29 protein-coding genes are annotated in these 24,400 nt (G+C 56.1%); 28 read left to right on the plus strand and 1 reads right to left on the minus strand.

All coding sequences use genetic code 11. The features are described 5' to 3' along the window. Nucleotides 1-74 precede the first annotated feature (74 nt). The 13 genes from hisC to ACFO1S_RS05295 all read left to right on the plus strand — a co-directional run bounded on the left by hisC (nt 75) and on the right by ACFO1S_RS05295 (nt 11,071). Nucleotides 75-1,172 carry a histidinol-phosphate transaminase gene (hisC, locus tag ACFO1S_RS05235; RefSeq protein ID WP_204603285.1) on the plus strand — a complete coding sequence of 366 codons (1,098 nt, stop codon included), beginning with the start codon at nt 75-77 and terminating at the stop codon, nt 1,170-1,172. Nucleotides 1,173-1,233: 61 nt separating this feature from the next. Continuing rightward, nucleotides 1,234-2,322 (plus strand): prephenate dehydrogenase, encoded by a 1,089-nt coding sequence (locus ACFO1S_RS05240; protein WP_204603423.1) that lies wholly within the window; start codon nt 1,234-1,236, stop codon nt 2,320-2,322. A 480-nt stretch (nt 2,323-2,802) separates the two neighbouring features. Continuing rightward, nucleotides 2,803-3,399, plus strand: a complete 597-nt coding sequence (locus ACFO1S_RS05245; protein ID WP_204603422.1) for an RNA polymerase sigma factor — start codon at nt 2,803-2,805, stop codon at nt 3,397-3,399. Next, nucleotides 3,396-3,992, plus strand: coding sequence for a hypothetical protein (locus ACFO1S_RS05250; RefSeq protein WP_204603284.1), 597 nt, complete (start codon nt 3,396-3,398; stop codon nt 3,990-3,992). Before ACFO1S_RS05245 ends, ACFO1S_RS05250 begins: the two co-directional genes overlap by 4 nt. After that, entirely contained in the window at nt 3,992-4,597 is a 606-nt protein-coding gene (locus ACFO1S_RS05255) for a histidine phosphatase family protein (protein ID WP_204603283.1), read from the plus strand. Before ACFO1S_RS05250 ends, ACFO1S_RS05255 begins: the two co-directional genes overlap by 1 nt. A gap of 127 nt (nt 4,598-4,724) precedes the next feature. Then, nucleotides 4,725-5,963, plus strand: coding sequence for a hypothetical protein (locus ACFO1S_RS05260; RefSeq protein WP_204603282.1), 1,239 nt, complete (start codon nt 4,725-4,727; stop codon nt 5,961-5,963). A 158-nt stretch (nt 5,964-6,121) separates the two neighbouring features. Then, nucleotides 6,122-6,304, plus strand: a complete 183-nt coding sequence (locus ACFO1S_RS05265; protein ID WP_204603281.1) for an IDEAL domain-containing protein — start codon at nt 6,122-6,124, stop codon at nt 6,302-6,304. A 191-nt stretch (nt 6,305-6,495) separates the two neighbouring features. Continuing rightward, the gene (locus ACFO1S_RS05270; RefSeq protein WP_204603280.1) at nt 6,496-6,915 is read left to right on the plus strand and encodes a DUF2487 family protein; all 420 of its coding nucleotides are present in this window, start codon (nt 6,496-6,498) and stop codon (nt 6,913-6,915) included. Between the two features lie 258 nt (nt 6,916-7,173). After that, nucleotides 7,174-7,707 carry a QcrA and Rieske domain-containing protein gene (locus ACFO1S_RS05275; protein ID WP_204603279.1) on the plus strand — a complete coding sequence of 178 codons (534 nt, stop codon included), beginning with the start codon at nt 7,174-7,176 and terminating at the stop codon, nt 7,705-7,707. Between the two features lie 19 nt (nt 7,708-7,726). Beyond that, nucleotides 7,727-8,398, plus strand: coding sequence for a menaquinol-cytochrome c reductase cytochrome b subunit (qcrB, locus tag ACFO1S_RS05280; protein ID WP_094042727.1), 672 nt, complete (start codon nt 7,727-7,729; stop codon nt 8,396-8,398). A gap of 19 nt (nt 8,399-8,417) precedes the next feature. Beyond that, nucleotides 8,418-9,290, plus strand: a complete 873-nt coding sequence (locus tag ACFO1S_RS05285; protein ID WP_204603278.1) for a c-type cytochrome — start codon at nt 8,418-8,420, stop codon at nt 9,288-9,290. Nucleotides 9,291-9,432: 142 nt separating this feature from the next. Beyond that, on the plus strand, nt 9,433-10,086 hold the full coding sequence (locus ACFO1S_RS05290; protein ID WP_204603421.1) for a DUF1405 domain-containing protein: 654 nt from the start codon (nt 9,433-9,435) through the stop codon (nt 10,084-10,086). Nucleotides 10,087-10,129: 43 nt separating this feature from the next. Then, nucleotides 10,130-11,071, plus strand: coding sequence for a sporulation protein YpjB (locus ACFO1S_RS05295; protein WP_204603277.1), 942 nt, complete (start codon nt 10,130-10,132; stop codon nt 11,069-11,071). Nucleotides 11,072-11,086: 15 nt separating this feature from the next. Here ACFO1S_RS05295 and ACFO1S_RS05300 read toward each other — a convergent pair whose 3' ends face one another. After that, complete coding sequence (locus tag ACFO1S_RS05300) at nt 11,087-11,956, minus strand: YitT family protein (RefSeq protein ID WP_204603276.1); 870 nt, start codon at nt 11,954-11,956, stop codon at nt 11,087-11,089. Between the two features lie 85 nt (nt 11,957-12,041). Between ACFO1S_RS05300 and ACFO1S_RS05305 the strand changes: the two genes are divergently transcribed. The 15 genes from ACFO1S_RS05305 to ACFO1S_RS05375 all read left to right on the plus strand — a co-directional run bounded on the left by ACFO1S_RS05305 (nt 12,042) and on the right by ACFO1S_RS05375 (nt 24,398). Beyond that, nucleotides 12,042-12,410, plus strand: a complete 369-nt coding sequence (locus ACFO1S_RS05305) for a nucleotide pyrophosphohydrolase (protein ID WP_204603275.1) — start codon at nt 12,042-12,044, stop codon at nt 12,408-12,410. Between the two features lie 46 nt (nt 12,411-12,456). Then, the gene (locus tag ACFO1S_RS05310; protein WP_204603274.1) at nt 12,457-13,005 is read left to right on the plus strand and encodes a tetratricopeptide repeat protein; all 549 of its coding nucleotides are present in this window, start codon (nt 12,457-12,459) and stop codon (nt 13,003-13,005) included. 5 nt (nt 13,006-13,010) lie between these two features. Beyond that, nucleotides 13,011-13,814, plus strand: a complete 804-nt coding sequence (gene dapB / locus ACFO1S_RS05315) for a 4-hydroxy-tetrahydrodipicolinate reductase (protein ID WP_204603420.1) — start codon at nt 13,011-13,013, stop codon at nt 13,812-13,814. A gap of 70 nt (nt 13,815-13,884) precedes the next feature. Next, a complete protein-coding gene (locus ACFO1S_RS05320; RefSeq protein ID WP_204603273.1) occupies nt 13,885-14,307 on the plus strand; it encodes a methylglyoxal synthase in 423 nt (140 codons plus the stop codon). Nucleotides 14,308-14,314: 7 nt separating this feature from the next. Continuing rightward, nucleotides 14,315-15,025, plus strand: a complete 711-nt coding sequence (gene bshB1 / locus ACFO1S_RS05325) for a bacillithiol biosynthesis deacetylase BshB1 (RefSeq protein WP_204603272.1) — start codon at nt 14,315-14,317, stop codon at nt 15,023-15,025. Nucleotides 15,026-15,122: 97 nt separating this feature from the next. Further along, a complete protein-coding gene (bshA, locus tag ACFO1S_RS05330; protein WP_204603271.1) occupies nt 15,123-16,286 on the plus strand; it encodes an N-acetyl-alpha-D-glucosaminyl L-malate synthase BshA in 1,164 nt (387 codons plus the stop codon). 44 nt (nt 16,287-16,330) lie between these two features. After that, nucleotides 16,331-17,635 (plus strand): CCA tRNA nucleotidyltransferase, encoded by a 1,305-nt coding sequence (locus tag ACFO1S_RS05335; protein ID WP_204603270.1) that lies wholly within the window; start codon nt 16,331-16,333, stop codon nt 17,633-17,635. Then, the gene (locus ACFO1S_RS05340; protein WP_204603269.1) at nt 17,632-18,603 is read left to right on the plus strand and encodes a biotin--[acetyl-CoA-carboxylase] ligase; all 972 of its coding nucleotides are present in this window, start codon (nt 17,632-17,634) and stop codon (nt 18,601-18,603) included. The genes ACFO1S_RS05335 and ACFO1S_RS05340 overlap by 4 nt, the downstream gene beginning before the upstream one ends. 486 nt (nt 18,604-19,089) lie before the next feature. Then, complete coding sequence (locus ACFO1S_RS05345; protein ID WP_378126394.1) at nt 19,090-19,497, plus strand: Fur family transcriptional regulator; 408 nt, start codon at nt 19,090-19,092, stop codon at nt 19,495-19,497. A 222-nt stretch (nt 19,498-19,719) separates the two neighbouring features. Further along, on the plus strand, nt 19,720-20,937 hold the full coding sequence (locus ACFO1S_RS05350) for a GTP-binding protein (RefSeq protein WP_204603268.1): 1,218 nt from the start codon (nt 19,720-19,722) through the stop codon (nt 20,935-20,937). 36 nt (nt 20,938-20,973) lie between these two features. Continuing rightward, a complete protein-coding gene (gene rpmG, locus ACFO1S_RS05355; RefSeq protein ID WP_204603267.1) occupies nt 20,974-21,123 on the plus strand; it encodes a 50S ribosomal protein L33 in 150 nt (49 codons plus the stop codon). Nucleotides 21,124-21,542: 419 nt separating this feature from the next. Beyond that, nucleotides 21,543-22,415 carry a 3-methyl-2-oxobutanoate hydroxymethyltransferase gene (gene panB, locus ACFO1S_RS05360; protein ID WP_204603266.1) on the plus strand — a complete coding sequence of 291 codons (873 nt, stop codon included), beginning with the start codon at nt 21,543-21,545 and terminating at the stop codon, nt 22,413-22,415. Further along, on the plus strand, nt 22,412-23,323 hold the full coding sequence (gene panC / locus ACFO1S_RS05365) for a pantoate--beta-alanine ligase (RefSeq protein WP_204603265.1): 912 nt from the start codon (nt 22,412-22,414) through the stop codon (nt 23,321-23,323). The genes panB and panC overlap by 4 nt, the downstream gene beginning before the upstream one ends. Continuing rightward, complete coding sequence (gene panD, locus ACFO1S_RS05370; protein WP_204603264.1) at nt 23,308-23,691, plus strand: aspartate 1-decarboxylase; 384 nt, start codon at nt 23,308-23,310, stop codon at nt 23,689-23,691. Before panC ends, panD begins: the two co-directional genes overlap by 16 nt. A 71-nt stretch (nt 23,692-23,762) precedes the next feature. Then, nucleotides 23,763-24,398, plus strand: coding sequence for a hypothetical protein (locus ACFO1S_RS05375; RefSeq protein ID WP_204603263.1), 636 nt, complete (start codon nt 23,763-23,765; stop codon nt 24,396-24,398). Nucleotides 24,399-24,400 lie beyond the last annotated feature (2 nt).

The raw sequence follows: 24,400 nt of genomic DNA on the forward strand, positions 1-24,400 counted from the left end.
TCAATACGGAGCGACGATGCCCCGCTTGCGCGGGCGCTTAACGCTCCGTTTGTCGTATCTTAGGAGGGAATTCGATGCAACCGAAACCGAATATCGTTCATTTGCCTGTGTATCAGCCGGGAAAACCCGTCGACGACGTGAAAAGAGAGCTCGGCTTGACCGAGGTGCTCAAGCTGGCCTCCAACGAAAATCCGTTCGGCAGCTCGCCTAAGGCGAAGGAAGCGATTGCCCGCGAGCTTGACAATATCAGCATATATCCGGACGGGGCCGCTGTCGAGCTCACGAACGCACTCGCCAAGCATCATGGCGTAAATACGGATCAGATTATTTTCGGAGCGGGCTCCGACGAAATTATTCTGATGATCGCCCGCGCGTATCTTGCTTCCGGCGACGAGACGATCATGGCGGATCAGACGTTCCCTCAATATAAGCATAACGCCCAGATCGAGAATGCGAAGATTATCGAAGTGCCGCTGAAGGAAGGCACCCACGATCTATATGCGATGCTGGAGCAGGTCACCGACAAGACGAAGGTCGTCTGGGTGTGCAATCCGAACAATCCGACGGGCACGATCAATACGTCCGACGAGGTCGAATGGTTCTTGTCCAAGGTGCCGGCCCACGTTCTTGTCGTATTGGACGAAGCGTACTGCGAGTATCTTGTCGATCCGTCTTACCCCGACGGTCTGGCCTTGTTGCAGAAGTACCCGAACGTTATCTTGTTAAGGACGTTCTCCAAAATTTTCGGCTTGGCTTCGCTGCGCATCGGCTACGGCATCGGACGTCCCGATGTCATCCGCAGCATCAATCAGGTGCGCGAGCCGTTTAATACGTCCCGGTTCGGACAGGCGGCCGCGTTAGCCGCCCTTCAGGACGAGGACTTCATCGCGTTCTGCCGGGAAGAGAACCGAAAAGGGCTTGCGTTCTTCAACCAAGCGTTCGAGGAGCTGGGACTTAAGGCTTTTCCGGCTCACGGCAACTTCATCATGGTCGACGTACAAAGATCCGGCCAGGAAGTATTCGATGCTCTGCTGCGCAAGGGGGTAATCGTAAGAGCGGGGCATAAGCTGTATCCGACAAGCATTCGCATTACGGTCGGCAGCCAGGAGCAGAACGAGAAGGTCATCGCTGCGCTTAAGGCTGTGCTGCAAGAAATCGCGGTAAAGGTGTGACGGCATGAGCGGGGAGTTTAGCGAGTTTAACACTTTCGTCGATTTCGACGAAGCGAATCCGATCCGTATCGCCATCTTCGGCGTCGGGCTGATCGGAGGTTCTCTGGCGCTTTGCTTTAAAGGCAAGCCGGGCGTCCATGTCGTGGGACATTCCATCAATCGGTCATCGACCGAAAAATATGTGGCGCGCGGAGTTGTAGATTCCGCGACCACTTCGCTTGAAGAAGCCGCTCTGGATGCGGATTTGATTTTCCTGTGCGTACCGGTCGGCAGGCTGGAGGAATATGTGGACGCGCTGTCCCGCCTTCCTCTTAAGCGGGGCTGCATCATTACCGATGTAGGCAGCACCAAGGCTTCCGTCGTTCGTCACGCGGATAAGCTTGGCCTGCAAGGAGCCTATTTTATCGGCGGGCATCCGATGGCCGGCTCCGAGCGCTCCGGCGTCGAGGCGGCCAGCCTGCATCTGCTGGAGAACGCTTATTATGTGTTGACTCCAACCGAGAATACGCCAGCCGAGCAAGTGAACAAGCTGGAGGGGCTATTGAAGTGCACCCGGGCGCGCGTCGTTATTGCAGACGCCGTGCAGCACGACGATATCGTGGGAGCGATAAGCCACTTGCCGCATATGATCGCCGTCGCGCTGGTCAACCAGATCGCCGGCTACAACGAGTCGAACGATCTGTATATGCGTCTTGCCGCAGGGGGCTTTCGCGACATTACTCGGATCGCGTCCAGCGATCCGGTCATATGGCGGGATATACTGCTGAGCAATCGCGAGGTCATGCTTAAGCTGGTGTCCGACTGGCAGGAGCGGATGGACCGCTTCTCGGACCTGCTCAGACAAGAGGACGGCGACGGCATCGCAGAGGAATTCCGCACGGCGGGATTATTCCGCAGCCAGCTCCCGGAACGCCGCAAGGGCATGATCACGTCGCTGTTCGAATGTTATGTGGATGTCCCGGATCACCCTGGCATTATCGGCAAGATCGCCACCGAGCTGGGCCACGCGAAGATCAATCTGAGCAACCTGCAGATTATCGAGAGCAGGGAGGACGTGCCGGGCATTCTGCGGCTGTCCTTCCGGCAGGCCGAGGATCTGGACAGAGCGACGGCGTTGTTGACGTCCTCGGGCTACGACGTTCATATGTAAGCTGCGATGAGAGAAGGTGCGGGATTCGTCCCGCACCTTCTTCTGGTCAGCGAGTCAAACGATGACGCTGCGATCGCTTGCGAGCGCAAATGCGGCCTTTGCAAGCGCTTAAAAAATAAATGTAAGCGCTTATTGACAAAATGAAAACGAATACATATAATAAAAGTACAGTATGGTTTCTCTCCACTCCTATCCAATCCTTGCACAATGTGCAGCCACCCTCCGGGGTGGTTTTTTTTTGTCCATTTACGACTTTCCGAAATTCGGAATATGGCCACGGATTTATCAGTAATTTTTGAGAAATTTTTAAGCTCATAATAGGCGAAGCTGTGTTACAATAGCATATAGAATATGTAAAATACTGGTTTGTTCACATTTTATGCGCCTTAGAGCGCAACTTTTTCGTTTTTGGTCGGTACAATTAGTGAAATACCGGCTGCGAACGTTCACCCTGAGCAGGGGGGGAGGGTCGCGAAGATGATGACCGATTCCCAGTTAATCCGGGAAATCAAAGACGGAAACGTCGAATTATATTCAACGCTTATGGGCAGATATCAGAAGAAGATCCTTTCTTTCGTCTACCATATGCTGAAAAGCGCCAAGCTCGAAATATTGGCTGAAGATTTAAGCTCCGAGACATTCTACAAGGCCTATCGGAGTCTGCATTCCTTCAGGGAAGTTGACGCCTCCTTTTCGACGTGGCTATACACCATTGCACGTAATACGGTTCTCAGCGAGCTGCGCAAGCAGAAAGCCGCGCATCTCTCGCTCGACGACTCCACATACATACCAGCCGCACCTCCGGAAGAGGCGCCCGAGCAGCGATTGCTGCGCAACGAGAAGGTTTCCATGGTAAGAGAGGCCATCAACAGCCTCCCCGAGAAGCAGCGATCCGCGCTGATCCTCAGGGAATACGATGGCATGGACTATCAAGAGATCGCCAACATCTTGGGACAGACGGTCAGTTCCGTCAAGTCGTTGTTATTCCGGGCCAGGGCCAGTGTGAAGACGCAATTAGAATCGTACTTTGCCGAACCGGCCATGATGAAGGAATACGAGGAGATGAAGCTGCGATGAAATGCGAGGAAGCTGCGGAATGGTTAGGGATATACCGGGATCTTCCCGAGGATTCCGCCGATAAGCTCGCCGTGGATTTGCATGTGCAGAGCTGCAAGGAATGCGAGGAAGAATTCCGCATATGGGAAGAGAGCGCGTTGCTGCTCCATGAGATGCCGTTGAACGACGACCGGATTGACGGGCCGTTCTCTTCCGTGCGGGTGAACCAGAGTGTCATGAATCGCATTTATTCCGAAGAAAGCTGGTACATGCCGACTACACGTCGGACGTACGCATTTTCTTTCGTATTTCGCAAGCGCGTAGCAAGCGTTCTGGCGGCTTTGCTGGCCGTGTTTATATGCGGCTTTCTCTATACGGCGTTCGGCAGCGGCATGTCGGCAGGCGGTTCCGACAAGCTGGAGTCGGCCAACGCCTTCGCGGCCAGCCATCAATACGGAGACAGCGTGCATCTGGACGTGCCGGTAGCCAGCCTGAGCGATCCCATCCTTCTTAACGTATCTCCTGCGCTTCCGGAGTATTGGATAGCCTTCTCGATCGTCGGCATGATTATGACGCTGCTGATACTCAACTGGTTTTCCAGGGTGCGGTCCTGATGGCGGCGACGCGCATCGGGTGGGTGCGGCACGGAATTACGGAATGGAACCAGCGGGGCATTATTCAAGGCGTGACCGACATTCCGTTAAGCGAGGAAGGCTTGCAGCAAGCGCAGCAGCTGGCGGAGCGCCTCGCGTCGGAAGGGGAGCGCTGGGACTGCGTCTATTGCAGCGACCTGCAAAGGGCAACGCAGACCGGAGAAATGATTGCGCGCCGGCTGGCGATTCCGCTTCACAAGGATTCGAGGCTGAGGGAAAGGTCGTTCGGCTCGGCGGAAGGCACGACAGAGGCGGAACGGCTGGCCCGCTGGGGAGAAAACTGGCGAAGCGCGGTTCCCGATCAAGAGAGCGACGAATCTGTGCGCGAGCGGGGCCTGGATTTTGTGAATGAGCTGCAGGTCGCCCATCCGGGCAAAGCCTTCCTCGTCGTCACGCATGGCAGCTTCCTTGCGCGTATGCTGCAGGCGCTCTGCGAAGGGCTGGATGATTCGCATCTGCGGAACATGTCGTTAACGGTAATGGAGTTGCAGGAGCAGCGGTGGAGGGCTACCCTTCATAATTGTACGCGTCATCTGCTGGAACCCCCGATTCAATCAAAGACGTAGTCATAGAGCATAAAGATCATCCGGTTGCGTTCAAACCGGATTTTTTTGCATTCTGCGCACGTTTAAGACGTTTCTCCCCCGACCATACTGAGAAATAAATCCTCCAAGAAGAGAGGGGGAATCCCGAATGAATCTGGCGGAGATGCTCTGCTACGCGGATATCGCCGAATTGAAGAGAATCGCGGATGCATACGACTGTCCAAGCTCAAGCCATTCCAAGAATGAGCTCATCCAGACGATCTTGTCCACCGTACAGCGCAGAGACATCATGGAATCGCGAGTTGGGCAGATTTCGGGCAGCGATCTTCGGTTTCTGAATTCGTTGGTGTTCGAGAACCGTTCCGCATATAGTCTGGAAGAGCTGAAGGCAAGAGCGCTTGAACCGGAGGCGCCGAGAACCGATCAGACTGCCGGGCATTCCGTTGCCGTGACTATCCCTGTCGCGCCGGCTGCTTCGGAAGGTCGCCGCAAACGGCTCCGGGGCAAGCAGGCCGAAGAGGCCCCGCCTCCGCCCGGGCCGGAAGAGAAGGCGCGAATGTCCATCTCCAGGTTTAAAAACTACGGTTGGCTGTTCAACGGCTTCTCGCAGCAGACGCGCACGTTGTTCCAAGTGCCGGAGGATGTCAAATCGCGATTGTGCGAAGCATTGGAAAGGCGCTATCAGGCTTCGCTGCTGTATCTGGACGAGCCGCAGGCCTATCGCGATGAAAGAAGCTTGCTGGCCGGAGACGTCGTTCACTTCCTCCGATATGTAAGGGAACAGGACATTCCGATCACCTCGGAAGGCGTTATGTACAAGAGACAGCTCGCTCAAGCGATGGAGAGGCTCTCCGTCGAGGAGGCGCCGCCCACGCGCGCCGGCTGGCGGTTCGGCTACGGCCGACATTTTCGGGATTACCCCGACAGGTTCTCGCTGTTATATGACTTCGCTTACTATGAAGGATATATTGCGGAGCTTGCGGAAGGCCGTCTGACGCTTACGCCGGAAGGACTGGCCATCGCCAACGGGCTTGTGAAGCCGGACCCGGCTCAAATGTACCGCTTCTGGCTGCGCCTGTACAAAGGGGCGATTCCCAATCTGGTTTCCTTGGCGCAGTGGGTGTCGCGTCTGTCCGGGCAATGGGTAACCATTGCATCGTTAAGCCAGGTGCTACTGCCGCTGATCCGCCCCTATTATTACGATGAGCCGAAGGATATATTGGACAAGCGCATTTTGCGGATGCTGATGCATCTGGGCGTGCTGCGCTGGGGAGAGACGGAAGACGGGATTGAGGTAATCGAGGTTACTCCGCAGGGGCGGACGCTGGTTGCCGGTCAGAAGCTTTCCTTCGAGGATGCGATTCGTTTCGAGGGCAGTTCGGGATAAGTCATTGCCGCGTTCGTCGATGAGGAAGGTATGCGCGGAATAAACCGCCATAGGCAAGGATACAAAGATCGGCATAGGGGCTATCGTCTTGTACGGGGCGCACAACGGTGAATATGCTTTATTGGGAGCCCCAACGCCGGATTTCGGAGGTGCAACGAATGGACAACATGAAAGTCGCCTATGAGACGATGCTGGGTTTGGCGGCAGAAATGGTCCTGGACGAAGCGCTGCGCAATTACCGGACCGAGAAAATCTATCATGCAATCGATGAAGCGCTTGCGCAAGGGGACGTAGAGTCATTTCGGCGTTTGACCGACGAGTTGAAAACGATCCAGCCTTAGTTCGGATCGCCGCTCGGCCAAGGCGAGGTTTCCGCTGCACATTTGACGACCCGGTCATGAGGACCGGGTTATTTGCGTTTGCCCTCGCAATCGTTTGCCTATGAGAAATGGACTTTAATTTTCACGGAATGTAGAGTACGATAGACAAGCGAATGTCCAGCCAGGACAACGATGTGGAGAGGAGAAAGCAGATGAAATTCAGCGAGATCGATCCGGAGGCCTGGCCCGAGCTCCAGCCCTACCTGGACACTTGTCTGCTGCCGCTCTCGGGCTTGACAGGGGAAGAGTCGCCATGCGAAGCTGCGGATAAAATCGCGATGACCGGATTGTGGCTGTCTCCGTTGGAGGAAGCCTTCAGGGGACGAACGGTAACGATGCCGGCCTTTCACTACGAGTCCGAAGGCCCCGATCGAATCGGGCGGCTTAACGCTCTTATCTCGTCGTGGAAGAGAAACGGGTTCCGATACGTCGTTCTCGTAAGCGGGCAGCCGCTGGACCTGGAGGGGGCCAAGGCGGAGCTGGTGATCCGGCCCGACGCGGAGGGGGACGAGCCCGATGCCCGCTCGGTTGCGAAATTGCTGGCCGACTTGTGGAGAAGCCGACCGGCGTAAGGGCGGGAATGTCGCACAAAAAGCCGAGTCATGACGCATAGGTTGCTTCATCGGCGCAAACAATAGTCACGTGCGGCCTTCGGGGAAATGTGACAATTTGAGAACATTTTAGTTCTATACCTCCCGCAGGCGCAGGGAAACTCCCGCCCCTATTCTTGACGCTATATAGCGCGTGGGCTATTATAGTTATGTCCTTGTGAACAAAATGTTAAAGTCCGTATTGGACGAGAGATTGGTGTGGCAAAGGGGGTAGAACGAATGGACCACAATAAGCAGCAAGAACACGCGCACAAACCCGCCAAGCGCAAAGAGATGTCAAGACGGCAATTTTTGTCTTACACGCTGGGCGGAGCGGGCGCTTTCATGGCTGGCGGGGCGATCTTGCCGATGATCCGCTTTGCCGTCGACCCTATATTGCAGAAGAAAGAAAAAGGCGGGTTCGTGAAAGTCATCGAAGAGAGCAAAGTGACAGGCGAGCCTACGGAAGTCAAGTTCAAAGTTCATCAAGTGGACGGCTGGTACGAAAGCGATCCCAAAATGGCGGCATGGATTACCAAAGGCGAAGACGGCAAGATTTATGCGCTTTCACCGGTTTGCAAGCACTTGGGCTGCATGGTTAGCTGGGGCGGCTCCGAAGCGCCGAACGAGTATCACTGTCCTTGTCATGGCGCGCTGTACACGAAAGACGGCAAAAACCTGAAGGTTGCGCCTAAGCCGCTTGACGAGTACGAGGTCAGGACGGAAAACGGCTGGGTATATCTCGGACCGATTGCACCGAATAGTCGCGTTTAGAAGGAGGGCGTTTCGTCCCATGTTCAAAAACATGTACAACTGGATCGACGAACGTCTCGATATTACGCCGATGTGGAGAGACATCGCCGACCATGAGGTGCCTGAGCACGTCAACCCGGCGCATCACTTCTCCGCTTTTGTATATTGCTTCGGCGGATTGACGTTCTTCATCACCGTCATTCAGATCCTTTCGGGGATGTTTCTGACGATGTATTACGTCCCGGACATCATCAACGCGTATTACAGCGTCGATTACCTGCAGCACCAAGTCGCGTTCGGCGCGATCGTGCGGGGGATGCACCACTGGGGCGCAAGTCTTGTTATCGTAATGATGTTCCTACATACTCTGCGCGTATTCTTCACGGGTTCCTACAAGGCGCCTCGCGAGATGAACTGGGTTGTCGGAATGCTGATTTTCTTCGTCATGCTGGGCCTTGGCTTCACGGGTTATTTGCTTCCGTGGGACAACAAAGCTTATTACGCGACGAAGGTTGGTCTGGAAATCGCCGGATCGGTGCCTTTTTTAGGGGAGTACATCAAGGAGCTTATGAACGGCGGAACGATCGTCGGCGCGCAGACGCTGACCCGATTCTTCGCAATCCACGTATTCTTCTTGCCTGGCGCGCTGCTTGCACTGCTTGCCGGACACTTCTTTATGATTCGAAAACAGGGCATTTCCGGGCCGCTGTAAGAGAGGGGAGTGACTAGCGATGGCACATAAACATGATCCAAACGAAAAAGTCGTATTCGTCGGAGATTCGCGTATCCGCAAACGGGACTACTCGAACGTAACGCCTCCTGACTATACTTCGTATCCGGGAAAGTCCGAAGCCTTTATTCCGAACTTCCTGCTTAAGGAATGGATGGTCGGCGTTGTTGTGCTGGTCGGGTTCCTGACTTTGGTCATTGCCGAGCCGGCTCCTCTGGGCTACCCGGCTGACCCGTTGAACAGCGCATTTATTCCGATGCCGGACTGGTACTTCCTGTTCCTGTATCAATTGCTGAAATATCCATACGCGTCGGGCGATTATATCGTACTCGGCATTCTCGGATTGTCCGGCATTCCGTTTATCGCTCTTCTGCTTGCTCCGTTCCTCGATACAGGCAAGGAACGCCGCTTCTATCGTCGTCCGATCGCATCTTCGTTGATGATCGTGTCGCTGGCGGCCGTAACTTACCTGACTTATGTTTCTTGGAGTCACTACCAGCACGAGCTGGAAGCGAACGGTCAAATTCCCGAGCATATCGAGCGCGAGATCAAGGCGGAGGAAGCCGTCAAGAACGGCAAGCCGCGTCCGGTTCCGGGCAAGGAAAAGATCGCAGCGATGGTGGAAGCGGACGATCCCGCATTCACCGATACGATGACTCAAGCGCAATGTATCGCGTGCCACGGCGCCGAGCTTGAAGGCGCTTCGGGCCCAGCCCTTCGTGGAATCGGAGATACCCTTAGCAAGGAAGAACTGGTAACCATCATTACGGACGGCAAAGGCGATATGATGCCGCCGTTCAAGGGAGATCTCTCGGAGGAGCAGATCGACCAGATCGCAACCTGGCTCTCCAAACAAAAAGCGGGCGCTGAATAAACCCGGCACCGTCCAGAACCTGACCTTAACGGTCAGGTTTTTTTGTAAGACGTTCAGAAAGGACAATCTGCCGACAAGGCGATCCTCGTCTGGTCGCGAGATACAAAGGCTGATTTCGGGAGGAGAACGATTGAGGGGTATTATGAAATGGCTGCTTTCCCGCAGCGTGCTGCTTCATCCCGCGACTCTGTGGCTGATGATGATCATTTATGTTCCGGGAACGATATACGGTTACTACTGGTACAAAGGGCAGCTGGAAGCGACATGGGCCGAGCACCCGCATTGGCAAATTCCGTTCGTGCCGGACAGCCCTACGGCTTCGCTGTTTTTTGCACTGGCGGTGCTTTGGGTGTGGCTTGCTCCCAAGCCGTCGCCTCGGAAGTGGATCAATGGCATCCGGGGCGTTATTGAAGCGCTTGGCGTGGTTACCTCCGTGAAGTACGGCATTTGGGCAACAGCGGTCATATTCGCGGGTCAGGCGCAGGGAGACACCCTTTATTGGGATCATTGGATGCTGATCGTCGGACACACCGCCATGGCTGTAATGGCACTTCTCTACGCCCGCTTTTTCACGTATGGGGGAATCGCTCTGCTTGCTGCTGCCGCCTGGACGTTTCTCAACGACACGGTGGATTACACCTATGGCGTATACCCGTATTTGCCGGGCCCATTGAACGATGATGTACCGGCTGTCGCGTTGTTTACGGTGATCCTAACCGCTCTTAGCGTATTGGCGGCGGGGATTGCGAGATTCGCATTCGACAAACGCGCCGCTGCAACGGACAAGTCGTTCTAATCGCGCGCGTCTCCTCATATCCATGGGGTAGGAGGGGATGTCCGTGTGGACGCAGGGAAGGAAACAGGGGGCTCGCTTAAGATGGCGCGTCGCGGGATTTCCGTTGGCGCTGCTCATGCTATGGGTTTGGACATGCTCGCCAACCTCAGGTGTGGCGGCTCCGGCCCAAGATCAGCCGTATGAACATTTCTTGACCTCGGCGGAAAGACTGTATGATGCCGTGAATAGAAGCAATACGGAGACGGTTGCGAAGCGGCTTGGGGAAGTCGAGCATCAGCTGCGCGGTTTGCCGATGAGTACGATCGCCACGGCGGAGGGCATTCAAGCGCTGGCTCGCAATGTGACCGAGCTGAAACGGGCTGTCGCGTCCGTTCAGCCGGATCTCGGCAGATGGAAAACCCTCTCCGCTTCTCTCAGATTGGCGGCGGACGCTTTGGCCCATCCGGATAAACCGATCTGGCATCGCTATCAAAAGGTGTTTCAGGAGGATTTTGCCAAGCTTGCTGCTGCGCTTCCCGAGCCTGCCTCGGCGGCAGGACCGGCGTCCAAGGCCGTCTTAAAGGCCTTCGAGGAGCTGTCGGAGCATTACGGAATCGTTCGTACAGCGATGCTGCTTCGTTCGGAGCCCTGGAAGATCGAAAGAACCGATTCGGTCATGCGTTACGCGCGGCGCATCTATGGCGCGGATACGCCTCCCGCGAAGCTGCTGCACGGCACGCTTGCTCCTCTGAGAGAAGCGCTGGACGAGATGTTTCCGGAGCAGAAGACAGCCTCCGGCGCGGTAGTTCCTCCGCTTGGCGCTGCGCCTCCCTCGTGGGGCTGGTCGGCGATGATGGGCTCGTTCATCGTGACCATTCTGACCTGGGTCGGCTGGCGGCGCTATAAATACGAGGAGTTTTCCGGACGGAGTCTCCCTGCGGACAGGACGCCTCCCAAGGAAGATGCGGCGCAGCGGCTGCTGCGAAGGTGGCGCAAGAAAGACTGATCGATCTGGGCGGCATCATTCATCCCGAAAGCCTTCGCCCAGCACGTCATGCACCTCGCTTATGACAATAAAAGCCCTCCGGTCATGCTGACGGACGAGGCTTTTTAATTTGCCGATCTCGAACCGGCTGACGACGCAGTAGACGATCGTTTTGCTTTCTCCGGAGTAGGCGCCTACAGCGGGCATCAGCGTAACGCCGCGGTCAAGCGCCCGCGTAATCGTCCCGGCCAGCTTCTCGGGCTCGGTGCACAGGATCGTGAAGGCTTTCGCCGAATATGCGCCTTCCTGAATATAATCGATGATCTTAGACGCGATAAATACGCTGACCAGGGTATAGAGCACCTTTTCCTTCGGGATAAATAGCAGGGATACGCCGAGGACGAGCACGTCCAGCGACAGAATAATCTGGCCCATGCTCCAGCCGCGCATCCGATGCAGGATTCGCGCAATGATGTCGACGCCGCCGGTCGTTCCCCCCGCGCGGAATACCAAGCCCAGTCCGACGCCCAGCGTAACGCCCGCGTAGAGGACAACCAGAATGAAATCATGCTCGGAGCGGAACGGAACGAGCCATCCGCGCTCTACCGCTTGCTCGGCAATCCAGAGAAAGAGTGACAGCAGCACGGTTCCCGCAAGCGTGTACAGCATCGCTCCCCTGCCAAGCTGACGCCATCCGAGCAGGAACAGCGGAAGGTTGATCAGCAGGGAGGTCAGCGATACGGGCAGCTCCAGCGCGTAATTCAGCAGCACGGCAATGCCTGTCACCCCTCCTTCCATAAGAAGGTTGGGAATGATAAAGTATTGCAGCCCGAAGGCGTACAGCGCCGTGCCGGCCAGGAGCAGGGACCAGCTTTTGACGGAGTTCCAGAACAGGAATCGGTTCATCGATGAATTCCTCCAAATTTGCATTTGTCATCGAATTCGTCTTGCGCTAACATAGAGTATAAACCTTCACGAGAGGAAGCTTAGGATGGGAGAGTCCCGTATTTCCGATATCACGTTGCAAGAGAAGACGCTGGCCGACATCCAGCGCGAGGTGGACGCCTATATTTCGCAGTTCAAGGAAGGCTACTTCTCTCCGCTTTCCATGCTGGCCAGAATGACGGAAGAGGTCGGGGAGCTGGCCCGTGAAGTGAACCACAGCTACGGCGAGAAGCCTAAAAAAAGGGATGAAGCCGACAATTCGATCGAGATGGAGCTTGGCGATATCTTATTTATCGTCACCTGCTTCGCGAATGCTTTGGGCATCGATCTGACGGAAGCCCATCGCAAGGTCATGCACAAATTCAACACGCGCGACGCCGATCGGTGGACCAAGAAGCACACAGATAACGGCTGATCCTCATATGCTGTACTATCCCCGCCTGGAAGGGAGGATGGTCGGCATGAACGGGGATGCGTGCCTTCAGCAAGCCTACGACGCCATCTTGCAAGGGGACTTCGAAGCTGCGATCCGCTGGTTCGGGCAGGCAATCTCCCTTGAGCCGGATAACGCCGATTACTATTATCGCGGGTCCATCACCTGCGCGAGAAGCGGGAAAACGAGCCTCGCGATGAGCTATGCCCGGAAGGCGGCCGAGCTGAACCCGGATGAGCCATCCTATCGCCTGCACCTATGCGCGCTTCTGTCTCGGGAACGGATAGCCCTGGCGAAGCAGTGGCTGCACCTCCCCGAGCCGGACAATGGGGCCGTCGTTGCGATCCTGAAGGAAGCGATCCAGCTCGACCCGCTTGCCGCAGAGGCGAAGCTGCTGCTCGGTATCGCCTACCGCGCAGAGAGAAGCTACCGACAGGCGCTTGAGGCGCTGCGCGACGCGCTTCAGCTCGAACCCGGCTGGGAGGAAGCGAAACGGCTGCTCAGCGAGATTCGGACCGAAAGAAGAAGTCTGCTTAAACAACAATATTCCCAATATTACTCAAAAAGGAACAGGTGATTCGATTGTCGCACATCATTAACGTAGCCGTTGCGGGAGCGAGCGGGCGCATGGGCCGCGAAGTTGTCCGAATGGTGCTTGAAGATCCGGAATTAAAGCTTGTCGCCGCCGTGGCAACTTCGGCAGGACCTGTTGACGCCGGTACGCTTGTCGGCAAGCCCGACACCGGCGTCATTATGTCCGCCAATCTGGCTGAGGCGCTGTCCCGATGCAAAGCCGACGTTCTCGTCGATTTTACGAATCCGAAATCCGCGATGCCGAATGCCGAGACGGCGCTTGCATACGGGGTTCGTCCGGTGATGGGGACGACGGGCTTTACGCCTGAACAGATCGCAGAACTGGACAAGCAATGCAAGGAGAAGGGCATCGGGGGATTGATCGCTCCGAACTTCTCCATCGGCGCGATTCTGATGATGAAATTTTCCGCAATGGCGGCCAAATATTTTCCTCACGTGGAAATCATCGAAACCCATGGCGACCAGAAGCTGGATGCGCCTTCGGGCACCTCGATCAAGACGGCCGAATGGATCGCGGAGTCGCGGGAGGAAATCCGTCAGGGCAACCCGAACGAAGAGGAAGTGATCGAAGGCGCGCGGGGCGGCTATTATAACGGATTTCGCATACATAGCGTAAGGCTGCCGGGCGTATTCGCGCAGCAAGAGGTGATCTTCGGCGCCTTCGGGCAAACGCTCAAAATTCGTCACGATTCTTACGATCGGGCCGGCTATATGCCAGGTGTGAATACCGCGATCAAAAAAATCATGACCGTAACAGGAATGGTATACGGCTTCGAGCATTTTCTGGATTAAGCTGCCTGAACCGGCAACTGGCTCAGCATAAGGACCGAAAAGATTCCCCCTCTGGAGAGGAGTAACGTCGATGATCGATATCGCGCTAATTGCCCACGACCGCAAAAAAGATGAAATGGTGAACTTCGCCATTGCCTATGAGCATGTACTGAAGCATCACCGTTTGTACGGAACGGGAACGACAGGGCAACGCATTATGGATAGCACCTCTCTAACCGTGCATCGCTTCATGTCCGGCCCCCTTGGCGGGGACCAGCAGATTGGCGCGCGGGTCGCGGAGAACACGATGGACCTCATTCTGTTTTTCCGCGATCCGCTGATGGCGCAGCCGCACGAGCCCGATATTATCGCTTTGCTGCGGCTTTGCGACGTGCAAGGCATACCGGTGGCCACGAACGTGGCGACTGGAGAGCTGCTGGTCAAAGCGCTGGAGCGCGGAGATTTCGCTTGGCGCGAGCTCGTACATAAGTATAAGCCGGGAATCGAAGGTTGAGTCCGCCATGAACAAGAACGATCATCAGCAATTGGATATCCTTGTATTCGCCGCGCATCCCGACGATGCCGAGATCGGGATGGGAGGGACAATCGTTAAGCATGCGAAAGCCGGTCAAGCGGTCGGCATTGTCGATCTGACTTTTGCGGAAATGTCCTCCAACGGCAATGTGGAAACCCGGCAGCGCGAGTCCGAGGAAGCAAGCGTGCTGCTCGGGCTTGCCGCAAGAGAAAATCTGGGGCTTCCGGACCGCGGACTCGCCGCTGTGCCGGAGCAGCTTCAAGCGATGGTGGCGGCCATCCGCAAGTATCGTCCGCGTCTTGTTTTCGCGCCATATTTCGTGGATCGCCATCCCGATCATATCGCCTGCAGTCGTATGGCGGAGGAAGCGGTATTTAATGCGAAGCTAAGAAAATATTTGCCGGAGCTGCCCGCATGGACGGTTGAGCAGCTTTATTTTTACTTTATCAACGACGCGCATACGCCCCAGCTTCTCATTGACATCAGCGAGGAGCAGACGCTCAAGATGAACGCCTTGAAGGCTTACCGTTCGCAATTCATGCCGGAAGGAAGCGAGGCGGATTGGGTGGAGACGCCATTAACGGGCGCGTATCTCGACAACGTAGAAGCTCGCGACAGGCTGCTGGGGCAGTCCCGCAAGCTGCGCTTTGCCGAAGGCTTCATCCCCAAAGGGCCGATCAGGCTTGATCGCTTCTAATGACGAGACTTGGGGGAATATAATACGGAATGACGACCGATGGACTTTGACGGAGTCAGCCATCGGTCGTTTGGCGACCGGACAGGGGGAACGCGACATGAATCGACCGCTTAAAATAGGCATTACATGCTACCCTTCGCTGGGCGGCTCCGGAGTCGTTGCTACGGAGCTTGGAAAGCTGCTGGCGGAGAAGGGGCACGAAATTCACTTTATCACGCATAGCATGCCTTTCCGACTGGGGAAATTTCACCGCAACATTTTCTATCACGAGGTCGAAGTATCGGACTATTACGTCTTCCGCTACCCTCCTTACGATCTGTCGCTCGCAAGTAAAATGAACCAGGTCGCAAGATTGCAGAAGCTGGACCTGCTGCATGTTCACTATGCGGTGCCGCATGCGATCTGCGCCATTCTGGCGAAGCAGATGGCCGGAGACGATCTGAAGGTCGTCACGACGCTGCATGGCACGGATATTACCGTACTTGCGCAAGACGAGACGCTGAAGGATATTATTCGTCTCGGAATTCGCAAGAGCGATGCGGTCACTGCGGTGAGCCGGGACCTTATTCGCGAAACGAGAGAGCTCCTCGACATTCAGGAGCCAATCGATCTCACCTATAATTTCGTAGACAAACGTATCTACTACCCGCGAGATTGCTCGGACTTGCGAAGGGATTACGCGACCCCGAACGAGAAGGTGCTGATGCACATCTCCAACTTCCGTCCAGTCAAGAGAACGATGGATGTGGTGGATATATTCGCCAAGGTCAACGAGCAGACGCCGTCGAGATTGGTGCTTGTCGGAGAAGGCCCGGATCTGCCGAAAATTCAGACGAAAATCCATGCGATGGGCTTGACCGACCGCGTTCATTTCTTGGGCAAGCAGGACGATGTGGCGCAGGTGATCTCCATTGCCGATCTGATGCTGCTGCCCTCCGAGAAGGAAAGCTTCGGTCTCGTCGCGCTGGAAGCGATGGCTTGCGGCGTGCCGACGATCGGCTCCATAGCCGGAGGCATCCCCGAGCTTGTTCAACATGGCCGCACAGGATATTTGTCCACGATTGGCGACACGGACGATATGGCGGCCAACGCGTTAAAGCTGCTTCTGGATGAGAAGCTGTACGCAGACTTCAGGGAGGCTTGCTTGCAGCGGGCGCACCACGTGTTCTGCGATAAGCTGATTACGTCCCAATATGAGGAAATCTATTACCGCGTGCTCGGCACACCGTTGGAATCGCCTGTTCCCGCCTGCAAAATATAGGCGGACCGCCGCAGGCGGGAGCGCGCGGAGAAGGAAGGTTCGAGATGCAAGAGGAAGAGCGCAAGCTATGGACGGAGGGCTTGGATATTGTGCGCGCCCTGGAGAAGGCGGGGCATCAGGCTTATTTGGTCGGCGGCTGCGTCCGGGACTGGCGGCTTGACCGACCGCTTCACGATATCGATATCGCAACCTCGGCCAGGCCCGAGGAAGTGATGGCGCTATTTGAACGCACCCTTCCTACCGGACTGAAGCACGGCACTGTAACGGTCATGGAGAAGGGCGAGGCGTTCGAGGTGACGACGTTCCGACGCGAAGCGTCCTACTCCGATGGAAGAAGACCGGACGACGTTGTTTTCGTGCCCGACATCAAGGAAGACCTCGCCCGGCGGGACTTCACGTTTAACGCGATGGCGCTTGGCTCCGACGAGCGGCTCGTCGATCCTTTCGGCGGAGAAGACGCGCTGCGAGCCGGCGTTGTCGCATGCGTAGGCGAGCCCTCCGAGCGCTTCGGGGAAGATGCGCTTCGCATGCTGAGAGCGATCCGCTTCGCGGCTGAGCTGGGCTTCGAGCTGCTTCCCGACGTGTGGGAGGCGATCGTGGAACATCGCCGCAGGCTGGAACGGGTGGCAATCGAACGAGTCAGCTCCGAATGGGATCGAATGATATCCGGCAGAGGCCCGGAGCAAGCGATGCATTACTTGTTCAAGAGCGGCCTGCTCAAGTTCGTTAAGGAGCCGCTGCCGGAGGCTTTCATGAGAGCCGCCGAGCGATATCGCTTGAATGGCGCCGCTTGGGAATGGGACCCGTGGGGTGCGCCTGTCGCCGATGAAGCGTCGCTTGGCAACCTGCTGCATCTCCCGGGGCTTCCGGACGCCGATCTGCGCTGGGGTGCTCTCCTGTGGGGGATGAACATAGGCGCCGCAGATGTGGCGACCTTGATGCGCGCCTTAAGGATCAGCGGGCAGCGCACGGCCCGAATTTCCGGCATCGCCGGATTTTTCGAGAGGCTGGCGTCCAGACCCGAGCAGGAACGGCAAGCGGCATGGGTCGGCGCGGTGCTGGCGCTGGGCCGTTCGGCCGCCTCCGACGCGCTGACGATACTTGAAGCATGCGGATACGAGACCGAAGCGGAATCACAGTGGTCCGAGAGCATGCAGATCGCCACCGTAGCGGAGCTGGATGTGAAGGGGGACGAGCTGTCCGCCTATCTGGCGAAGCCTCCGGGGCCTTGGGTCTCGGCGGCGCTGCGGGAGTTGCTGGAGCGCGTCGCATCGGGAGAGCTGCCAAATGAGAAATTCTCGCTGTTATCCGCAGCCAAAGCATTGACGGAAGGGGGGCGACACGGATGAGCAAACCGAGCTTGCTAAGTCTTCTGGAGGAGCGGGCGGGCGAATATGTGTCGGGGGAAGAGATCAGCCGGGCGTTGAACGTCAGCCGCACCGCCGTCTGGAAGCAGGTGCGCAAGCTGGAAGCGGAGGGCTATGCCGTAGAGGCGGTGCGAAGGCTCGGATACCGTCTGACGGGCAAGCCATCTCGTCTGTCGGTCCAGGAGCTGCTTCTGCGGTTGCACACGACCGCGTTCGGCAGACAGCTGCATCTGCGCGAGGTTGTCGCCTCCACGCAAGACGAAGTGCGTCGGTTGGCCGAGCAAGGAGCGGCAGAGGGAACGCTGGTCATCGCGGAGCAGCAAAATCAGGGACGCGGGCGATTGGGGCGAACCTGGGTGTCGCCGCCAGGCAAGGGAGTCTGGATGAGCCTGCTGCTGCGTCCACCCGTGCCGTTGCCGCTGAGTCCGCAATTGACGCTGTTGACCGCTGTCGCGCTAAGTCGCGCCGTCTCGAAGGTTGTTCCCGGCCTTTCTATCGGCATTAAATGGCCCAATGACCTGCTGGTCGGAGGCAAAAAGATCAGCGGCATCTTGCTGGAATCCGCCGCCGAGGATGAACGGGTGAAATATATCGTCGTCGGTATGGGCATCTCGGTCAATCTGGACCCGGAGGATTACCCGGAGGAGCTGCTGGACAAGGCGATCTCGCTGAAGATGGCTTCCGGCTCGCCTGTGGACCGCGTTCAGCTCATCGCGGACGTTCTGGAGGAATTCGAGCTTCTGTACGGACTCTACCTGGAGCAGGGCTTCGAGCCGATCCGTACGCTTTGGGAGGCGCGATCGGTTACGCTGGGACGGCTGACGGTGCTTCGAACGGCGCAGGGGACGATTCAAGGAATTCCTCGCGGGCTTGACGAGATGGGCGGGCTGCGCGTCGAACTGGAGGATGGAAGCTGGCGCACGGTCTACTCGGCCGAAATCGGAGGGTAACGGTAGCGGCGGCTGAAGTATTCCTAATGAACCGTTTCACTCGTTAACGCCCCCGTTGCTTGCAGCTCAGCTCCATCAGGGAAAGCCCTCTTCGCAGGGCTTTTTTAAACTATCAGAGAGTTTAAGATTTAGGCCTCCTTTATCCCCATCTGATAGCTCGATACAAAACGTCTGCCGCCGTGCCCAAGGACGGCGAAGCCGTTTTTACTTGCGATACAGACTCTATAAGCTTCACGCTTATTCATCTCTGTATCGTCTCCGCAAAACTTCTTCGGCTGCCAGAGGACGCCTAAAGCGTTTTTGCTTGTCCGGCGACAAGTGAGAATTCAAGAAGAAAAGCGTGTTCCATGACAAAACCTTATCTTCTTGATAAAATACGGAGAAAAGCATTCATGGAGCGATGGATCTGCGTCCCAGATCCGCATGCCGTCCATATCAAGCGGAAGGGAACGGTCAACCGTGACAGAAAACAACAAGGTGAAAGACATGCTTGACACGATGTCCAGGAACGGCTGGAGGGTGACCGAGCAGCGGAAGAAGCTGGCCCAGATTTTCGTCGAACATGACGGATACTTGTCCCCCAAAGATGTCTACGATCAGATGTCTGTGTCTTATCCGAGCGTCAGCTTCGACACGGTCTATCGCAATCTTCGCATGCTGAGCGAGATGGGCGTATTGGAGCATTTTTATTTTATGGAGGGCGGGTTGAAATTCAGGGAAAGCTGCCTTGCTCACCATCATCACCATCTCATATGCGTCAATTGCGAAAAGACGCTGGCCTTCGAAGACTGTCCGATGGACCAGGGAGTCAAGCTTCCCGGCAACTTCAAGATTTTGCGGCATCGCTTTGAAGTATACGGTCTTTGCGAATCCTGCCAATCTCAACAGGCGTAACTGCGGTTCTGCGAGAGAACGCGATCTCTCTTTATTTACGCTTTATCTTTAGATGCGCCAGGCTGCCGATCTTTCCTTCAAGGGACGATGTCGGCAGCTTTTCCTTTTATCCTGCAAACCTCTTGACAATATAAATCGTAATTATTACTATATAAAAAGTAAATATTACGATTTGAGCACGTTCTTTACACAAAAAAGGACGTCCAGTCAGGGGGCTTAACCATGAATGACAATACTAAACTTCCCGTTACGGTGCTGAGCGGTTATTTGGGAGCGGGAAAAACGACCTTGCTTAACCATGTATTGAACAACCGGGACGGCCTTCGGGTTGCCGTAATCGTGAACGACCTGAGCGAGGTCAACATAGACGCCGAGCTGATTCAGGGAGGCGGCGGGCTGTCCCGAACGGACGAGAAGCTTGTGGAGATGTCCAACGGCTGCATCTGCTGCACGCTCAGAGAGGACTTGCTGCGCGAGGTGGAGAGGCTGGCCCGCGAACAGCGCTTCGATTATATCCTGATTGAATCCACCGGAGTCGGCGAACCGTTGCCGGTCGCCCAGACCTTCTCGTACATCGATGAAGAGCAGGGCATCGATTTGTCCCGGTTTTGCCGGTTGGATTGCATGGTCACCGTTGTCGACGCCTATCGATTCTGGGCCGACTTCTCTTCGGGCGACAGGCTGATGGACCGCAAACAGGAAGTCGGGGCGGACGATCATCGCGAGGTGGTCGATCTTCTGATCGATCAGATCGAGTTTTGCGACGTGCTCGTGCTGAATAAGTGCGATCGAGTGAACGAAACCGAGCTGGAGCAATTGGAAACGGTGCTGCGGGCGCTTCAGCCTCGGGCCAGAATCCTCCGCGCTTCCTATGGGAAAATCGAGCCGTCAGCCATCCTGAATACGGGGCTGTTCGATTTTGAAGAGGCAAGCCAATCGGCCGGCTGGATTCAGGAGCTCACGAAGGGGCATCACACCCCGGAGACGGAGGAGTACGGAATCTCCTCCTTTGTCTTCGAGTCTACGCGCCCCTTTCACCCGGAGAGGCTGATGAAATGGATGAGCGACTGGCCGTCTGAGATCGTACGGGCGAAGGGCGTAGCCTGGCTGGCGACGCGCAATACGATGGCCCAAAGCTTCAGTCAAGCGGGCCCTTCCATTCAATTCGGCCCGGCCGGCTATTGGGTTGCCGCGCTGCCTTCTGCTGAAAGAAAACAAATTCTGCGCGACGAACCGGAGATTGCGGCGAAATGGCACGATGAGCACGGAGACAGAGTCAACAAAATCGTATTTATCGGACAAGCCTTGGATCCGCAGCGCTTAACCGGGCAATTGGATCAATGCTTGCTGAGCGACGAAGAGATGGGCATGGACTGGAGCCTCTTCAAGGATGATTTTCCGAATCACGCGGGAGATCAGCTGGAAGAGCAATTTCAATAATTCGTCGGCGGCGACGGGAGAAAGGAGCGGATAAGAATGAGAGTGGTAGTAACGCTAGCCTGCACCGAATGCGGAGATCGCAATTATACGACGACGAAAAACAAACGCACCCATCCTTCCAGGCTGGAGCTTCGGAAATACAGCCCGCGACTTCGGAAATACACCCTTCACAGGGAAACACGTTAGCGCCTGTCGCCTAACGAGACGAATCGGCGGAGCCGCCTCTCACAAGCGCAAGTCCCGGAAGCTGCTGCTCCGCGACTTGCGCTTTTCTGTTAATGCAGGAGGGGACCGTCATCCTCGATGTCCTGTCCATTGCTTTACGAATGGTGTCGGCTCATAGACGTCAGACTGTTTTTCTGTTATAATTTCTCTGCAAGGCGGTATCGCCCGATTGCGAACCGCACTTCGCGCAAGAGACGATTCAATCAAGCTGCAACCGCAACTCTATACCGTCAGTGATTCGCGGCGGATTCTGCTCTGAGCCGAAAGGACCGAGACAGAAGGACGTGAAGGACGTTCTATGTTGAATGGGAACCTTTTTTGCTTATGGGCAAAATGGGTTTTTTTGTTGCGTAATCCCATCATCGCTAGGAGGAATTCCTATGAAACAAGCACTGACAACCCCGCGGTTAAAGGCAATGAAAAGCCAAGGCAAACCGATTGCTATGTTAACGGCATACGATTATCCGTCGGCCATGCTGGCGGAGGAGGCGGGTGTCGATGCGATTCTGGTCGGCGACTCGCTTGGAAACGTGGTGCTTGGATACGATACGACAGTTCCGGTGAAGCTTGAAGATATGATCTATCATACCCGCGCGGTTGTACGCGGCGCCCCCGGCACGATGGTCGTGACGGATATGCCGTTCGCGACCTATCGGCTAGGTCCCGAAGCGACGCTTCGGAACGCCGCGCGTCTCATGCAGGAGGGCGGCGCCCATGCGGTAAAGCTGGAAGGCGGAGCGGAGCTCGTCGACGAGATCAGGCTGCTTGCCTCGGCCGGCATTCCCGTGCTCGGACATATCGGGCTTACCCCGCAGATGGTTCATCAGATCGGCGGCTATAAGGTGCAGGGCAAGAGCAGCGAGCAAGCCGAGAGGCTGCTGCAGGACGCCAAGGCGCTGGAGCAGGCAGGCGCTTTCGGCATCGTGCTGGAGCTGGTCACCGAGGAGCTGGCCGCCGCCGTAACGCATTCGATCGGCATTCCGACGATAGGCATCGGGGCCGGGCGGGGATGCGACGGACAAGTGCTCGTCTATCACGACTTGTTGAAGTACGGGTCCGGCATTCGGGACAAGAAGATGGTGAAGAGCTATGCGAACATCGGAGACACCGTACGGGAGGCCATCGCCCAATATGTCGATGAAGTCAAGACAAAGGCTTTTCCGGAAGAAAAGCATGCCTTCACTTTGAAACAGGATTCTGCGGAGGCTTCGAACGAAGCAGCCTCAAAGCTCTATGGGAGCGACAGAAAATGAAACCGAAAATTGTACGCACAATTGCGCAATTAAGGCGAGAGATCGCCGAATACAGAAGCGCCCGCACGGCGGGAGGCGGCACGGTCGGATTCGTCCCGACGATGGGCTATCTGCACGAGGGGCATGCCAGCTTGCTGCGGCGCTCCGCGGCGGAGAACGGGCTGACCGTACTCAGCATTTTCGTGAATCCGATTCAATTCGGCGCCGGAGAGGATTTAGACAAATACCCGCGCGACGAGGAGCGGGATATTCGCATCGCTGGGGAAAGCGGAACAGATCTTGTTTTTCTTCCGACAGTAGACGAGATGTATGCCGGACGCAGGGTTACGACGGTGACGGTGTCCGAAGTGACGGACGGATTATGCGGGGCGAGCCGGCCCGGCCATTTCGACGGCGTTGCGACGGTCGTGATGAAGCTGTTCAACATCGTGCAGCCGGATCGCGCCTATTTCGGTCTGAAGGACGCGCAGCAGGTTGCCGTGATCGAGAGGATGACGCAGGATTTGAATGTGCCGGTGGAGATTGTGCCCTGTCCGATCGTGCGCGAGAAGGACGGTCTGGCCTTGAGCTCGCGGAACGTTTATCTGAATCCGCAGGAGCGCGAACAAGCGCTTGCGTTGTCCAGAGCGCTGTCGAAGGTGGAGCCATGGATCGCGGAAGGCTGCAACGCCAGCGAGCTCACGGCGAAGCTAAGGCAGGAGATCGCCTTATCCGCGCTGGCAGACATTGATTATGCGGAAGTCGTGACCTATCCCGACTTGGCTGCTCCCGAAGGGAGCTTGCCCCTACGGCAGATGCGCGAGACCTTTCTCGTCGCGCTGGCCGTTCGCTTCGGCCGCACCCGATTGATCGACAATCGGCTTTTAAATCTCACGGAAGCAGGTGCTGACTTATGTTTCGCCAAATGATGAAAGCCAAAATCCATCGCGCTACGGTAACGGAAGCCAATTTGAATTATGTTGGCAGCGTAACGATTGATCAGGACCTGATGGAGCTTGTCGACATTCTGCCCGACGAGAAGGTGCAAATCGTCAATAACAACAATGGCGCCCGCTTCGAAACGTATGTTATTCCGGGGCCAAGGGGCTCGGGAGTTATCTGCCTGAATGGAGCGGCCGCTCGCCTTGTTCAGCCCGGCGACCAGGTAATTATTATCAATTACGGACTATTCTCGGATGAGGAAGCCCGCCGTCATCATCCGCGGGTCGCCATCATGGACGAAGCCAACCGCGTTGTCAAATTGTTGGCGGAAGAGCCGCATTCGACCGTTTTGTAACGCGTATGAAAGCTTCCCCCGAAACGCAGAATGAGCAGTACAGTCTGACTTGCGAACAAGGGGGAACGACAATGATCCGACAATGCTTCGCGACCATGAATGAGGTGCTGGACGAACTTATTTTGCATTATTCCCAAGCCTCTAATGATCAAAAATCCGATTTTCGGCAACAATGGGACATGCTCAAATCGCTAAGTGATGATATTATTGAACTATGGCTTCAGTTCGAGGACAAGATGGGACACTTCAGGGATTTGCAGCAGGCCTCTGCAGCCGCTCCCGAGCCCTGCATGTCCCATGATGCGTTCAGCAAGGGACATGGCTACTTCAAGCTTCAGATGTTCGGTCAGGCTTCTGCGCATCTGGAGGAAGTGCTTGCCGCTTACCCCGATTTTCTCTGCGGCCGACTGTTTCTGGCGATGTCCCTTATGCATTTGTCGCGGTGGGGAGAAGCGCAGAGGCACTTCCTGCTTATAGCGGCCATGGCCGATGAAAGCCGGGTCCAAGCGATCGCTTTTAATGCTTTAGGCTGCATACAAGCGGTTTATGCGCATCTGGATAAAGCGCAAGCTTACTTCGCCAAGGCGCTCGACGCCGATCCCGGCTTCGGGGATGCAAGGCATAATCTGGAATCGGTATGCCAGGGCCATGAACAGATTCAATTGCATTTCGGCAGCGCAGAGCTGAATGCGCTCGTTCAGGCTTGACT

Origin of the sequence: Cohnella boryungensis, from assembly GCF_042651945.1 — a bacterium.
GTDB lineage: Bacteria > Bacillota > Bacilli > Paenibacillales > Paenibacillaceae > Cohnella > Cohnella boryungensis.